This window comes from Microbacterium sp. LWH3-1.2 (assembly GCF_040675855.1).
Classification (GTDB): Bacteria; Actinomycetota; Actinomycetes; order Actinomycetales; family Microbacteriaceae; genus Microbacterium.
In genome coordinates, this window is the sequence record NZ_JBEGIK010000001.1 from 1,846,804 (window position 1) to 1,861,075 (window position 14,272).

Annotated in this window: 12 protein-coding genes; 6 read left to right on the forward strand and 6 right to left on the reverse strand. The window is 68.4% G+C overall.

Features of this window, described 5'->3' with window-relative positions; all coding sequences use genetic code 11:
* Positions 1-4: 4 nt before the first annotated feature.
* The 6 genes from MRBLWH3_RS08545 to sdhC form a co-directional block, all read right to left on the reverse strand.
* Positions 5-871, reverse strand: a complete 867-nt coding sequence (locus tag MRBLWH3_RS08545; RefSeq protein ID WP_363430529.1) for an exodeoxyribonuclease III — start codon at positions 869-871, stop codon at positions 5-7.
* Positions 872-912: 41 nt separating this feature from the next.
* Positions 913-2,244, reverse strand: a complete 1,332-nt coding sequence (locus MRBLWH3_RS08550; RefSeq protein ID WP_363430531.1) for a YihY/virulence factor BrkB family protein — start codon at positions 2,242-2,244, stop codon at positions 913-915.
* A 76-nt stretch (positions 2,245-2,320) separates the two neighbouring features.
* Positions 2,321-3,121 (reverse strand): succinate dehydrogenase iron-sulfur subunit, encoded by an 801-nt coding sequence (locus MRBLWH3_RS08555; RefSeq protein WP_342001098.1) that lies wholly within the window; start codon positions 3,119-3,121, stop codon positions 2,321-2,323.
* Positions 3,121-4,944 (reverse strand): succinate dehydrogenase flavoprotein subunit, encoded by a 1,824-nt coding sequence (sdhA, locus tag MRBLWH3_RS08560; RefSeq protein WP_363430534.1) that lies wholly within the window; start codon positions 4,942-4,944, stop codon positions 3,121-3,123. Before sdhA ends, MRBLWH3_RS08555 begins: the two co-directional genes overlap by 1 nt.
* A 45-nt stretch (positions 4,945-4,989) precedes the next feature.
* On the reverse strand, positions 4,990-5,439 hold the full coding sequence (locus MRBLWH3_RS08565; protein ID WP_363430537.1) for a succinate dehydrogenase hydrophobic membrane anchor subunit: 450 nt from the start codon (positions 5,437-5,439) through the stop codon (positions 4,990-4,992).
* The gene (gene sdhC / locus MRBLWH3_RS08570) at positions 5,439-5,870 is read right to left on the reverse strand and encodes a succinate dehydrogenase, cytochrome b556 subunit (RefSeq protein WP_082497100.1); all 432 of its coding nucleotides are present in this window, start codon (positions 5,868-5,870) and stop codon (positions 5,439-5,441) included. Before sdhC ends, MRBLWH3_RS08565 begins: the two co-directional genes overlap by 1 nt.
* A gap of 404 nt (positions 5,871-6,274) precedes the next feature.
* On the opposite strand from sdhC, the gene MRBLWH3_RS08575 reads away from it, so the two are divergent.
* The 6 genes from MRBLWH3_RS08575 to MRBLWH3_RS08600 all read left to right on the forward strand — a co-directional run bounded on the left by MRBLWH3_RS08575 (position 6,275) and on the right by MRBLWH3_RS08600 (position 14,246).
* Complete coding sequence (locus MRBLWH3_RS08575; protein ID WP_363430541.1) at positions 6,275-7,438, forward strand: endo-1,4-beta-xylanase; 1,164 nt, start codon at positions 6,275-6,277, stop codon at positions 7,436-7,438.
* Between the two features lie 101 nt (positions 7,439-7,539).
* Positions 7,540-8,655, forward strand: coding sequence for a mannose-1-phosphate guanylyltransferase (locus MRBLWH3_RS08580; RefSeq protein WP_363430543.1), 1,116 nt, complete (start codon positions 7,540-7,542; stop codon positions 8,653-8,655).
* Positions 8,656-8,833: 178 nt separating this feature from the next.
* Positions 8,834-9,979 (forward strand): BMP family lipoprotein, encoded by a 1,146-nt coding sequence (locus MRBLWH3_RS08585; protein ID WP_363430545.1) that lies wholly within the window; start codon positions 8,834-8,836, stop codon positions 9,977-9,979.
* Between the two features lie 111 nt (positions 9,980-10,090).
* Positions 10,091-11,605 carry an ABC transporter ATP-binding protein gene (locus MRBLWH3_RS08590; protein ID WP_363430548.1) on the forward strand — a complete coding sequence of 505 codons (1,515 nt, stop codon included), beginning with the start codon at positions 10,091-10,093 and terminating at the stop codon, positions 11,603-11,605.
* Positions 11,602-12,969, forward strand: coding sequence for an ABC transporter permease (locus MRBLWH3_RS08595; RefSeq protein ID WP_363430551.1), 1,368 nt, complete (start codon positions 11,602-11,604; stop codon positions 12,967-12,969). The genes MRBLWH3_RS08590 and MRBLWH3_RS08595 overlap by 4 nt, the downstream gene beginning before the upstream one ends.
* A complete protein-coding gene (locus tag MRBLWH3_RS08600) occupies positions 12,966-14,246 on the forward strand; it encodes an ABC transporter permease (RefSeq protein WP_363430554.1) in 1,281 nt (426 codons plus the stop codon). The genes MRBLWH3_RS08595 and MRBLWH3_RS08600 overlap by 4 nt, the downstream gene beginning before the upstream one ends.
* Positions 14,247-14,272 lie beyond the last annotated feature (26 nt).

Below are 14,272 nucleotides of genomic sequence, written 5' to 3' on the forward strand. Positions count from 1 at the left end.
CGCCTCAGCGCCCGATCGAGTAGTCGGCGACGACGGGGGAGTGGTCGCTCCAGCGCGTGTCCCACGAGGGCGCGCGCACCACGCGGTAGTCCGCCACACGGGCGCCGAGCTCGGGCGTCGCGAGGTGGTAGTCGATGCGCCACCCGGTGTCGTTGTCGAACGCGCGACCGCGCATCGACCACCACGTGTAGGGTCCGTCGACGTCACCGTGGTAGCGACGGCCGATGTCGACCCAGCCGAGTCCGAGTCCGGTCGAGCCGTCGACACCGGCGACTTCCGCGCCCTCCACGCCGAAGAAGCGGTCGAAGTACGCGCGCTCGCGAGGGAGGAAGCCCGCCTTCTTGACGTTGCCCTTCCAGTTTCGGATGTCGAACTCGCGGTGCCCGACGTTGAGGTCGCCCATGACGAGCGCGAGCGGGGATGCGGCCTTGAGCTGCGGCATCCGTGCCTCCATCGCGTCGAGGAAGGCCCATTTCGCGTCCTGCTTGGGAGTGTCGGCCTCGCCGGTGTGGACGTAGGCGCTCACGACGATCAGGCGTTCGCCGTCGATGTCGAATTCGGCCTCGATCCAGCGGCCGGCGCTGTCGAGCACCTCGGCCGCGTCGTCGGCCGCAGGGCCGAGCACGCGGCGCACCTCGACCGAGGGGATGCGGCTGGCGACGGCGACGCCGGCCCGCCCCTTGGCCAGGGCCTCGTCGTTCACGATCTCCCAGCCGGGCAGAGCCGCACGCAGCTCCTCCTCGGTCGCCCGCACCTCCTGCAGGGCCATCACGTCGATGTCGGCGGCGTCGAGCCACTCGAGCATGCCCTTGCGCGTCGCCGCGCGGATTCCGTTGACGTTGACAGAGGCGATGCGAACACGGCGAGACACGACGGCAAGACTATCCGGGGCCACCGACACTCGAGGGCGCGTCAACTGTGGTCGGTGCCGTTGCGGGGCGTATCCTTCGGAGCGCGCGAACGCTTGGCCTTCGGCGAGGGACCCTGGGGTGCGACCGGCGCAGCGGGTGAGGCCGCCAGGTCGGTTGTCGACCGGCGCACCGGGGTCGTGGGCGTCGCCGCCTCGACCTGGCGCAGCTCCTCCTCGGCCTCTCGCACCGCCCGGTCCGCGACCCACGCCCGGTACCAGGGCGCCTGGTCGCGCGCGTCTTGCGCGGTCCGCAGTCGCACCCGGGCAGCCAGCAGCAGCGCCGCATGCTCCTCGGCGACGCGCTCGGCCTCCGTCGGCGGCAGCATGACGACGTCGTGGTCCTTGGCCGACACGGCGATCCATGCGGCCGCGACGAGCATGACGATCCCGAGCAGCCGGAACCACAGCAGCATCCCGATGAAGATCGCGAAGGTCGCGAGCAGCGGGTTGGAGGGCGTGTAGCTCAGCAGCAGGCCGGCGCCGAGTTGGAGGATCGAGATGCCGAGCCCGCCGAGCATGGCGCCGGGCCAGATGCGGCGCCAGGGCAGCTTCGTGCCCGTGAGGAAGCGGAAGAGGCCTACCAGGGCGGTCGAGGTCACCACGAAGCCGATGAGGACCGAGCCGACGCTCACGGTGATGTCGGTGAGGGCGCTGGTGCTCTTGAGCCCGAGCAGCGAGAAGACCCAATCGATGGCGTAGGCGCCGACGGTGCTCAGCGCGGCGCCCAGGATGAGCGCGGCACCGAAGATGAGGGCCGCCACGAAGTCGCGGGCCTTCAGCAGGAAGTAACTGCGCCGGTCCGGCGGGATGGCGAACAGCTCGCGCACCGCACGGCGCGAGTAGGTGACCCAGTCGATCGCGGTCCAGATGAGCGTGCCGAGCGCGATGATGCCGGTCCAGCCGAGCACGCCGCTGTTCTCCGACGCGATGGCCTGCACCTGCTCCGGGGTGGCGAGGCCGCCCGAATCCGCGATGAGCCCCGGGATGTACACGTTGATGAGGTCGATCAGGCGGTCGACAGCCTCGGTGCTGCCGCCCAGCCAGATCCCCACGATCGCGAACACGAGGTAGATCGCCGCGAAGCACGCGAACAGCGCGACGTAGCTGACCCCTGCTGCCAGTAGGAACCCGTTCTCGATGAGAAAGTGCCGCCACACGCGCACCGGGAACCAGGCCATGGTGGCCTGCGTGAGCTGCGTCGCCCGACTGATCGGTGCGTCGAACCGCTGCCGGAGACTGTGCTCAGTCGCCTCCCAGCGCTCGCGGAGCGACTCCTCCTCGCGCTGCGCTGCGTCCGCCGCCGCGCGGGCGTCGGGCGGGGGCGTGTGCGTCACGGTGTTCAGATTAGCGACAGACGGATGCCGCAACGCTCAGCGATGCGGCATCCGTCTGCCGGAAAGAGGACTGGGGTTACGAACGCCCGCGCAGCACCGCCTGCTTGACCTCGGCGATCGCCTTGGTGACCTCGATGCCCCGAGGGCACGCCTCGGTGCAGTTGAAGGTGGTGCGGCAGCGCCACACGCCTTCCTTGTCGTTGAGGATGTCGAGGCGCACGTCGCCCGCGTCGTCGCGCGAGTCGAAGATGAAGCGGTGCGCGTTCACGATCGCGGCCGGGCCGAAGTACTGGCCGTCGGTCCAGAAGACCGGGCACGACGACGTGCACGCGGCGCAGAGGATGCACTTGGTCGTGTCGTCGAAGATCTCGCGGTCGACGATCGACTGGATGCGCTCCTTGCCCTTCTCGGGCGTCGAGTTCGCGATGAGGAACGGCTGCACCTCGCGGTACGACGCGAAGAAGGGCTCCATGTCGACGACGAGGTCCTTCTCGAGCGGCAGACCCTTGATCGCCTCGACGTAGATCGGCTGCGAGATGTCGAGGTCCTTGATGAGCGTCTTGCACGCGAGCCGGTTGCGGCCGTTGATGCGCATCGCGTCGGAGCCGCAGATGCCGTGGGCGCACGAGCGGCGGAACGTCAGCGAGCCGTCGACCTCCCACTTGATCTTGTGCAGGGCGTCGAGCACGCGGTCCGTCGAATAGAGCTCGACGTCGTAGTCGACCCAGCGCGGCTCCTCGTCGACCTCGGGGTCGAAGCGGCGGATGATGAACGTGACGAGGAACGACTGGATGCCTGTGTCGTTCGCGGCCTCTTCCGCCTTCGCGGGAGCGTCGGCGTCGGTGCGCTCGATGACGTCGGTGACCGAAGTCGCCATCAGTACTTCCTCTCCATCGGCGGGTAGTTCAACTCGCCCTTCTCGTTCTTCGTGAAGACGACCGGCTTCCAGCCGAGGCGGATGTGGTCCTCGGCGTTCGACGAGTGCGGGTCCCCCGACAGGTACGCCATGGTGTGCTGCATGTAGTTGTCGTCGTCGCGCTTCGGGAAGTCGTCGCGCATGTGGCCGCCGCGGCTCTCCTGGCGGTTCTTCGCGGTGACGACGACGACCTCGGCGATGTCCAGGAGGAAGCCGAGCTCGACCGCCTCGAGCAGGTCGGTGTTGAACCGCCTGCCCTTGTCGTCGACGTGGATGTTCTTGTACCGCTCGCGCAGCTCCTCGATCGTGAGGAGCACCTCGCTCAGCGACTCGTCGGTGCGGAACACCTGGGCCTTGCGGTCCATCTCGTCCTGAAGCGTCTTTCGGAGGACGGCGATGCGCTCGGTTCCCTGGTTGTTGCGGAGGCCTTCGATGAGGCTGCGCACCTCGGCCGCGGGGTCCTCGGGGAGCGGAACGAAGTCGGCGGTCTGGACGTACGCGACCGCGTTGCGGCCCGCGCGCTTGCCGAAGACGTTGATGTCGAGCAGCGAGTTCGTGCCGAGGCGGTTCGAGCCGTGCACAGAGACGCACGCGCACTCGCCGGCGGCATACAGCCCGGGGACGACCGTCGTGTTGTCGCTCAGCACCTGCGCGTCGTTGTTGGTCGGGATGCCGCCCATCGCGTAGTGCGCGGTCGGCATGACGGGCACCGGCTCGACGACCGGGTCGACGCCCAGATACGTGCGGGCGAACTCGGTGATGTCGGGGAGCTTCGTCTCGAGCACCTCGGCGCCCAGGTGGGTGCAGTCGAGAAGCACATAGTCGCGGTGCGGACCGGCGCCGCGGCCCTCCGCGACCTCCTGCACCATGCAGCGGCTGACGATGTCTCGGGGAGCGAGGTCCTTGATGGTCGGCGCGTAGCGCTCCATGAACCGCTCGCCGCTCACGTTGCGCAGGATCGCGCCCTCACCGCGGGCGCCTTCGGTGAGAAGGATGCCGAGCCCGGCCAGGCCGGTCGGGTGGAACTGGAAGAACTCCATGTCCTCCAGCGGCAGGCCCTTGCGCCAGATGATGCCGACGCCGTCACCGGTGAGCGTGTGCGCGTTCGAGGTCGTCTTGAAGATCTTGCCGAAGCCGCCGGTCGCGAAGATGACGGCCTTCGACTGGAAGACGTGCAGGTCGCCCGTGGCGAGCTCGTAGGCGACGACGCCCGCGATCTGCTTGTCTTTCCCGTCGCCGACGGTGATCAGGTCGAGCACGTAGAACTCGTTGAAGAAGTTGATGCCGAGCTTGACGCAGTTCTGGAACAGCGTCTGCAGGATCATGTGGCCGGTGCGATCGGCGGCGTAGCACGCGCGACGCACGGGGGTCTTGCCGTGGTCGGCCGTGTGACCGCCGAAGCGGCGCTGGTCGATCTTGCCCTCGGGGGTGCGGTTGAACGGCAGGCCCATGTTCTCGAGGTCGATGACCGCGTCGATGGCCTCCTTGGCGAGGATCTCGGCCGCGTCCTGGTCGACGAGGTAGTCGCCGCCCTTGACGGTGTCGAAGGTGTGCCACTCCCACGAGTCCTCTTCGACGTTGGCGAGGGCCGCCGCCATGCCGCCCTGCGCTGCGCCGGTGTGCGAGCGGGTGGGGTACAGCTTCGAGATGACGGCCGTCTTCGCCCCGGGGCCCGCCTCGATGGCGGCGCGCATGCCGGCGCCGCCGGCGCCCACGATGACGATGTCGAACTGGTGGTAGTGGACGCCGTCCTTGACGTAGCTGTCGGTGGTCTCAGTGCTCACGCTGTGTGCTTTCGATGGTCGATGCTCGGGGGGTCGCCCGAACGCTTAGGCGCAGATTCCGATGATGACGTCGGATGCGGTGTCGGGGTCGAAGCCGATGCACGGGTCGAACGTGAAGACGACGAGCGTGCCGAGCACGATGAGGAACGCGGCCGCGAGGCCGAGCGCCCAGACCAGCACACGGCGGGTGCCCGCGTGGGTCACGTAGTCGTTGACGATCGTGCGCATGCCGTTCGCGCCGTGGATCAGCGCGAGCCACAGCATCAGGACGTCCCACCACTGCCAGAACGGCGTGGTGTACTTGCCGGCGACGAACGCGAAGTCGATGCCGTGGATGCCCTCGCCGACCATCAGGTTCACGAAGAGGTGCCCGAAGATGAGGACCACGAGGAGCACGCCCGAGGCGCGCATGTAGACCCAGCCCCACTTCTCGAGGTTGGCGCCCCGGCGGCGGGCGGCGGCGCGCGGTGCGCGCGGATCGGCGATGGCGGTCATCAGTGGCCCCCTCCCGGAGCGAAGGCGAGCATGAGGTGGCGCGGGACGAAGCCGAGCATCGTCACCGCCCACAGGCCGAGCACACCCCACCACAGCTGACGCTGGTGGCGCGTGGCCCACGACCACATGTCGACCAGGATGATGCGCAGGCCGTTGTACGCGTGGTACGCGATGGCGCCGACCAGGGCGACCTCGCCCAGGGCCATCACCGGGTTCTTGTATGTGCCGATCACTGCGTCGTACGCCTCGGGCGACACCCGGATGAGCGCCGTGTCGAGGATGTGGACGAGCAGGAAGAAGAAGATGGCGACGCCGGTGATGCGGTGCAGCACCCACGACCACATGCCTTCGTTTCCGCGGTACAGCGTGCCGCGGGGAACTCGGGAGGTGGTCTCGGATACCGACGGTGTGACGCGTGCTGGTGCAGACACGTCCGTCCTCCTTGGATCGAAACACGATGGGGCTGGCCTCGGACTGCGAGGACGGCCCCCGAAGAGAGCCCGTAACCGTGGCTTCGGGCCGTCGGCGTCACGCGGGCGCTGCGTCCATCCTATTCCCGCAATTCGCGGGCAGGCGACGAAGGCCACCCTGACGACCCCTCCATCCGGAGGGATCTTCGCGTCCGTAAAGAATCGGCCTTCTTGCGCCTCAGGCTTCGCGCGGAACCGGAAGGCTGGCGCTGACAGCCGCCCTCGCCGGCACGGGCGGATCGTGGAAAACCCCTCGAAACTCGTTGCCCCCCTCGACCCGCGCGCCTAGCTTTTGTCGGGCAACGAAACATATGTCTCGCCGATGGGCGGCATATGCACGACGACGATGATGTCAGGAGTACTCCATGCGCCGATCGATCCGATCGCTCTTGGTGGCCACCGCCGCCGCAGCCCTGGTTCTGCCGCTCTGCGCGGCTACCGCGGCGAACGCCGCGCCCCCGGGATTCAGCAACGCCGACAAGGACGCCCTGAGAAATCAGGCCCCACGCGACCTCGCCATCGGCAGCGCGGTCTGGGGTGAGCGTGATCTCCTCGTCTACGACCCCGCGTCGCCCACCGAACTGCAGCGGGTTCTGGGCGCCCAGTTCTCATCCGTGACGCCCGAGAACGACATGAAGTGGGACGCCGTCCACCCCGCTGCGGGCGTCTACGACTTCTCGTCCGCCGACGCGCTGGTCGCCTTCGCCGAGGCGAATCACCAGCAGGTCCGCGGCCACACGCTGCTCTGGCACAGCCAGAACCCGGCGTGGGTGAGGGACGCGAGCCAGACGTGGACCTGCGACGAGGCGCGCACCGTTCTCGAGGACCATATCCGCACCGTGGTCGGTCACTTCAAGGGCAAGATCTACGAGTGGGATGTCGCGAACGAGATCTTCCAGGACACGTGGGACGCCGGCGGCGTCCGCCTGCGCACCGAAGCCAATCCGTTCCTCAAGGCCTGCTCTGCCGACCCGGTCGCGCTCCTCGAGGACGCCTTCCGGTGGGCGCACGAGGCCGACCCTGACGCCACCCTGTTCCTGAACGACTACAACGCGGAGGGGATCAACCAGAAGACCGACGCGTACTACGGGCTGGCGCAGCGCATGCTCGCCGACGGCGTTCCCCTCGGGGGATTCGGTGCGCAGGGCCACCTCAGCCTGCTGTACGGCTTCGACACCTCCATCCAGGAGAACTTCGAGCGCTTCGCCGCGCTGGGACTGAAGGTGGCGGTGACGGAGGCGGACGTGCGCATCCCGCTGCAGCCGGGCGAGACGGGACCGACGCCCGAACAGGTCGCCGTGCAGGCTGAACGCTACGACGCGATGCTCGAGGCGTGCCTCAACGTGCCCGCCTGCTCCTCTTTCACCGTGTGGGGCTTCCCGGATTCGAACTCGTGGGTTCCGGACGTCTTCCCCGGCGAGGGCTGGGCGACGATCTTCGAAGACGACTTCTCGCCCAAGCCCGCCTTCGACGCCATGCTCGAATCGCTGCGCGACGCGACGCCGGGCACCTCGCCGCGACGAGGCTGAGCGCGACCGCGACGGCGGCGGGCCGAAAAGCCCGCCGCCGTCGTCACGTCCCGGCCACACGTTCGCCATCTCTTCGAAAACCCGCCCGATAGCCTGGTGCCATGTCCGGACCCATCGACGACTTCTACGCCGTGATCCCCGCCGGCGGCATCGGCAGCCGGCTGTGGCCGCTGTCGCGTGCCGACGCACCGAAGTTCCTCCACGACCTCACCGGTTCGGGGCGCACCCTGCTGCGCGATACGTGGGACCGCCTCGAGCCGCTCGCGGGGCCAGACCGCATCGCCGTGGTGACCGGGCGGGCGCACCGTGCCGCGGTGGAGAGGGAACTCCCCGGCATCGCCGACATGAACGTGTTCCTCGAGTCCGAGCCTCGCGATTCGACGGCGGCCATCGGACTGGCGGCGGCCATCCTGTCCCGGCGTGAGCCCGACGTCATCATCGGCTCGTTCGCCGCCGACCACGTCATCCGCGTGCCGCAGCTGTTCGAGTGGGCCGTGAACCAGGCCGTCGCCACCGCCCGCGAGGGCTACATCTGCACCATCGGCATCCAGCCGTCCGAGCCGTCGGTCGGGTTCGGCTACATCAAGAAGAGCGACGCGCTGAAGGTCGAGGGGGCGCCGGAGGCCGCGCTCGTCCAGAGCTTCGTCGAGAAGCCCGACCTGGAGACGGCGAAGGAGTACTTCGCCGACCGCAACTACCTGTGGAACGCGGGCATGTTCATCTCGCGCGCCGACGTGCTGCTCGGCGAGATCGCCGAGAACGAGCCTCAGCTCTATGCGGGACTGATGGACCTCGCCGAGGCATGGGACGACCGCGACCAGCGCGGACCGGTCGTCGACCGGGTCTGGCCCACGCTCAAGAAGATCGCGATCGACTACACAGTGGCCGAGCCGGCCGCCGCGAAGGGGCGCCTCGCCGTCATCCCGGGGCACTTCGACTGGGACGACGTGGGGGACTTCGCGAGCCTCGCCAAGCTCAACTCTCATGGCCGCAAGAACGACCTCGCCATCCTCGGCGAGAACGCCCGCATCCTCTCCGACGCCGCCAGCGGCATCGTCGTGAGCCAGACGCGACGCGTGATCAGCCTCATCGGCGTGCGCGACATCGTCGTGGTCGACACCGAGGACGCGCTCCTGGTCACCACGAGCGAGCACGCGCAGCGCGTGAAGGGCGTCGTCGACGCTCTCAAGCTCAGCGGGCGCGGCGAGGTTCTGTGAAACGGATGCTGCGGCTCGCGGCATCCGTTCTCCCCGATCCTCTGCTCATCTGAGCGGGATATTGCGTCTTTGTAACCTTTCGCGAACGGGGCCACGGGAAGCATGCAACTGCGCCGTCACAATGGGTAACTTTGTGCAGTCCCCGTGAAGGACGCGGGGGAACGTAGTGGAGGCTGAGTTGACCATCTCACGCACCAAGAAGCTCGTCGGCGTCACCGTCGCTGCGGGCATGCTGATCGCCCTCGCCGGCTGCGGCTCCGCCCCCGAGGAGACGGAATCCACCGGAGACGCCGGAAACGTCGTCGAGGGCTTCACCCCCTGCCTCGTGTCGGACGACGGCGGCTTCAACGACAAGTCGTTCAACCAGTCCGCGCTCGAGGGCATGGAGCGCGCCGCCGACGAGCTCGGTGTCGAGGCCATCGAGGTCGAGTCCAGCTCGGCCAACGACTACGCCCCGAACCTCGAGAACCTCATCGCAGAGGGCTGCACCTTCATCGTCTCGGTCGGCTTCAAGCTCTCGGCCGACACCGTCACCTCCGCGCTCGCGAACCCCGACGTGAACTACGCCATCATCGATGACCGGGCCGACAACAGCGGCGCGACGGGCGACGACGGCAAGGAGACCGGCGACGGCACCACCGACGCGCCCAACATCAAGCCTCTCCTGTTCGACACGGTCCAGGCCGCGTACCTCGGCGGCTACGCCGCCGCCGCGTGGTCGGCACAGGCCGGTGTCAACAAGGTCGGCACGTTCGGCGGCATCCCGATCCCCCCCGTGACGATCTTCATGGACGGCTTCATCGACGGCGTCGAGAAGTACAACGAAGACAAGGGCGCCTCGGTCGAGACCTACGGCTGGGACGTCGAGGCGCAGGAGGGCTCGATGACGGGCGGCTTCGCCGCCAACGACACCGCGAAGCAGACCGCGCAGGGCATCCTCGACCAGGGCGTCGACGTGATCCTCCCGGTCGGCGGCCCGATCTACCAGAGCGCGCGCGACGCGATCACCGACGCGGGCAGCGGCACCGTCATGCTGGGCGTCGACTCCGACCTCGCCGCCGCCGACCCCTCGGTCGCCGACATGGTGCTGGTCTCGATCATGAAGCGCATCGACGAGGCCGTCTACGCGGCGACGATGGAGGCGTCGACGGGTGACTTCGACGTCAGCACGTACATCGGAACGCTCGAGAACGAGGGCGTCGGCCTCTCGGGCTTCGGCTCGTTCGAGTCGGAGCTGCCCGAGGGTCTGCTCGACGAGCTCGCCGCACTGCAGGAGCAGATCATCTCGGGCGAGCTCGAGGTCACCTCTCCCAGCTCGCCGTAAGGCAGCAGAATCAGCGAACGCGGCCGGGTGGACGACTCCACCCGGCCGCGTTCTTCCCCGTCGCCATCAGATGGATGGCGCCGCTGCCGACCGCATATATAGGGTGCACATATGAAGCTCGAGCTCCGTGGGATCACGAAGCGTTTCGGGTCCCTCGTCGCGAACGACCACATCGATCTCGTGGTCCAGCCCGGTGAGATCCACGCTCTTCTCGGCGAGAACGGCGCCGGCAAATCCACACTCATGAACGTGCTCTACGGCCTCTATCAGGCCGACGAGGGCGACATCCTCCTGGACGACGCCGTCCAGCACTTCCGGGGCCCGGGCGACGCGATGAACGCGGGCATCGGCATGGTGCACCAGCACTTCATGCTCATCCCGGTCTTCACCGTCGCGGAGAACGTGATGCTCGGGCACGAGAACACGAAGGCGCTCGGCGCCCTCGATCTTGCCCAGGCTCGTCAGCACGTGCGCGCCGTCGCCGACCGCTTCGGGTTCGAAGTCGACCCCGACGCCATCGTCGGCGATCTTCCCGTGGGTGTGCAGCAGCGGGTCGAGATCATCAAGGCCCTGTCGCGCGACGCGAAGGTGCTCGTGTTCGACGAGCCCACTGCGGTGCTCACGCCGCAGGAGACCGACGAGCTGATGACGATCATGAGGCAACTGCGCGACGAGGGCACGTCGATCGTCTTCATCACCCACAAGCTGCGCGAGGTGCGCGCCGTCGCCGATCGCATCACGGTCATCCGACTCGGCAAGGTCGTCGGCGAGGCATCGCCGACCGCGTCCAACGCGGAGCTCGCCTCTCTCATGGTCGGCCGCGCGGTCGAGCTCACCGTCCACAAGGATCCGCCCAAGCGCGGCGAGGGCGGCCTCGAGGTGCGCGACCTCCGCGTCGTCACCGCGAATGGCACCGTCGTCGTGGACGACGTGAGCTTCGACGTGCGCCCCGGGGAGATCCTCGCTGTGGCGGGCGTCCAGGGCAACGGTCAGACCGAGCTCATCGAGGCCATGGTGGGGCTGGGAGAGCGGGTGAGCGGCTCGATCGAGCTCGACGGCGTGGAGCTCGTGGGCAAGAGCGTGCGCGGCATCCTCGACGAGGGCGTCGGCTTCGTGCCCGAGGACCGCACCGAGGACGGCCTCGTCGGCACCTTCACCGTCGCCGAGAACCTCATCCTCGATCGCTCCGGCGACAAGGCCTTCGTCTCCGGCGGGACGATCCGTCGAGGCGTGCTCGACGACTTCGCCAAGGCGCGCATCACGGAGTACGACATCCGCACGCAGGGCGCCGACGTACCGGCCGGCACGCTCTCCGGCGGAAACCAGCAGAAGGTCGTGATCGCGCGCGAGATGAGCCGCGAACTGAAGCTTCTCGTGGCGGCGCAGCCGACGCGCGGCGTCGACGTCGGCTCGATCGAGTTCATCCACAAACGCATCGTCGAGACGAGGGACGCGGGTATCCCGGTCGTCGTCGTCTCCACCGAGCTCGACGAGGTCGCGGCACTCGCCGACCGCATCGCGGTGATGTACCGCGGCGCGATCGTCGGCATCGTCCCCGGCGACACCCCCCGTGACGTTCTCGGCCTCATGATGGCCGGCGAGAAGTCAGAGGAGGCCGTCGCGTGAACAACCAGAACCCCGCCGCGGGCGCGGACCCGCTCGGGGGCCTGCCCGCGGAACAGCTCCCGCCCGTCTCGGGCCCGCTCACGGGCTCACCCGACCTCCCGGCACCCACACCCGAGGCACCTGGTGCCGTCGACGGCGGGGTGCCTCCGCCTCCGCGCCAGAACGTCTTCATCAAGGAGCTGCTGCGGAGCAACTGGGTGACGACGGTGCTCGCGATCGTCGTCGCGATGGTCGTCGGCGGCGTCCTCATGGCGCTGACCGACGAGGACGTCCAAGCGGCATCCGGCTACTTCTTCGCGCGCCCGGGCGACACCATCGGCGCCGTCTGGAACGCGGTCTACGGCGGCTACGAGGCACTGTTCCGCGGGGCGATCTACAACCCCCGCGCGAACGACTTCGCGACGCAGATCCGGCCGCTCACCAACACGCTCGGATTCGCCGCCCCGCTCATCGCCGCGGGCCTCGGTGTGGCGCTGGCGTTCCGCGTGGGTCTGTTCAACATCGGTGGACGCGGCCAGATCCTCATCGCCTGCGCGACGGCGGCGCTGTTCACGTTCAACCTGAACCTTCCGATGTTCCTCCAGCTGCCCCTCACGCTGGCGGCCGGTATCGCAGGCGGTGCGATCTGGGGCGGCATCGTCGGTGTGCTGAAGGCGCGCACCGGCGCCCACGAGGTCATCCTCACGATCATGCTCAACTACGTCGCGTTCTACCTCGTGACGTGGATGGTCCGCACTCCCGGCATCCTGCAGCGCCCCGCGGGCGACCAGCCGATCTCGTCGGCGACGCCGGCGAACGCGCAGTTCCCCGACCTGCTCGGTCCCCGCTTCCCGCTGCTCGACTGGGGCTTCGTGCTCGTCATCGCGGCCACCGTCTTCGTGTGGTGGCTCGTCGAGCGCTCGAGCCTCGGCTTCCGCCTCCGCGCCGTCGGTGAGAACCCGCACGCGGCCCGGGCGTCGGGCATCTCTGTGCAGCGGATGTACATCTACGCGATGCTGTTCGCCGGTGGCCTCGCCGGTCTTGCCGGCATGAACCAGATCCAGGGCTCTGTGACCACCGGCTTCGACGGATTCATCGACGCGGGCATCGGCTTCGACGCCATCACCGTCGCCCTCCTCGGCCGCAGCCGCGCCTGGGGCGTGTTCGCCGCCGGCATCCTGTTCGGGGCGCTGAAGGCCGGCTCCTTCACCATGCAGGCCTCGCAGGGCATCCCCGTCGACATCGTGCTCGTCGTGCAGTCGCTCATCGTCCTGTTCATCGCGGCCCCGCCGCTCATCCGCACGATCTTCTTCCTGCCGAAGACCGATGCCGAGAAGGCCGCCAAGGCGAGAGCCAAGGCAGCGAAGAAGGCGGTGTCCGCATGACCGCGCTCGCTCCTGCTCCCGACGGGACGATCCAGCTCGCCACGGTGAAGGTGCGCCACCTCAAGCTCCCCGTGACCCTCGCCATCGCGACGGTGCTGCTGGCGCTCCTCTTCCTGTTCGTGCCGCGCAACGGCGTAAGCACCTTCCGGCTGAGCGACCCGAGCTCGACGATCGCGCTGCCGAATGTGAGCGTCCCGACCGCCGTGACCTGCTGGATCCTGGTCGGTTCCCTGGTGCTCCTGACGCTCTGGGCGTTCTGGGATTCCGCCAGCTATCGTCGCACCGGGCTCTGGCTGCCGATCGTGTTCAGCCTCCTCGCCGTGTTCGCGTTCCTGGTGTGGGCCTCCGCCGGCGGGCTGGTCCCCGTCACCGGGCTCCTGTTCGGTGCACTGTCGCTGTCGGTCCCGCTCATCTTCGGTGCGCTGGGCGGCGTCATCGGCGAGCGGGTCGGCGTCGTCAACGTCGCGATCGAGGGTCAGTTCCTCTTCGGTGCGTTCAGCGCGGCGCTGCTTGCGAGTATCACGCACAACCCGTTCGTCGGCCTCGTGGGCGCAATGGTGGGCGGCGTGCTCGTCGCGTTCGTGCTCGCCGCGTTCTCGATCAAGTACCTCGTCGACCAGGTCATCGTCGGCGTCGTGCTGAACGTCCTCGTGACCGGCCTGACCGGCTTCCTCTACGGCGCGCTGCTCGTACCGAACGAGTCGGAACTCAACCGCCCGGTCCGCTTCACGCGCTGGGAGATCCCGCTGCTCAGCGACATCCCGATCATCGGGCCCGTCCTGTTCAACCAGACGTTCATCGTCTACCTCATGTACATCACGGTCGCCCTCGTCGCCTGGGGCCTCTACCGCACTCGCTGGGGCCTGCGGCTCCGCGCCGTCGGCGAGCACCCGCAGGCGGCGGACACCGTCGGCATCAAGGTGAACACCAGCCGGTTCTGGAACGTGTCGCTCGCCGGTGCGATCGCCGGCATCGGTGGCGCGTACTTCACGTTGGTCTCGGTCGGCCAGTTCACCAAGGAGATGACGGCGGGCCTCGGCTTCATCGCCCTGGCGGCGGTCATCTTCGGCCGCTGGGACCCGATCCGCGCGACTCTCGCGGCGTTGCTGTTCGGCTTCGCGACCAACCTGCAGAACCTCCTCACCGTGCTGCGGACGCCGATCCCGAGCGAGTTCATGCTCATGCTGCCCTACGTCGTGACGATCATCGCGGTCGCCGGGTTCGCCGGGCAGATCCGCGGTCCCGCGGCGGCGGGCAAGCCGTACGTCAAGGGATGACGCCGTGCCTGCTGTGCCGATGAAGG

Excerpts from the sequence above, each read along its gene's own strand:
- MRBLWH3_RS08555 (WP_342001098.1), bottom strand. The coding sequence starts at position 3,121 with ATGGCGACTTCGGTCACCGACGTCATCGAGCGCACCGACGCCGACGCT.
- MRBLWH3_RS08565 (WP_363430537.1), bottom strand. The coding sequence starts at position 5,439 with ATGACCGCCATCGCCGATCCGCGCGCACCGCGCGCCGCCGCCCGCCGC.
- MRBLWH3_RS08575 (WP_363430541.1), top strand. The coding sequence starts at position 6,275 with ATGCGCCGATCGATCCGATCGCTCTTGGTGGCCACCGCCGCCGCAGCC.
- MRBLWH3_RS08580 (WP_363430543.1), top strand. The coding sequence starts at position 7,540 with ATGTCCGGACCCATCGACGACTTCTACGCCGTGATCCCCGCCGGCGGC.
- MRBLWH3_RS08590 (WP_363430548.1), top strand. The coding sequence starts at position 10,091 with ATGAAGCTCGAGCTCCGTGGGATCACGAAGCGTTTCGGGTCCCTCGTC.
- MRBLWH3_RS08600 (WP_363430554.1), top strand. The coding sequence starts at position 12,966 with ATGACCGCGCTCGCTCCTGCTCCCGACGGGACGATCCAGCTCGCCACG.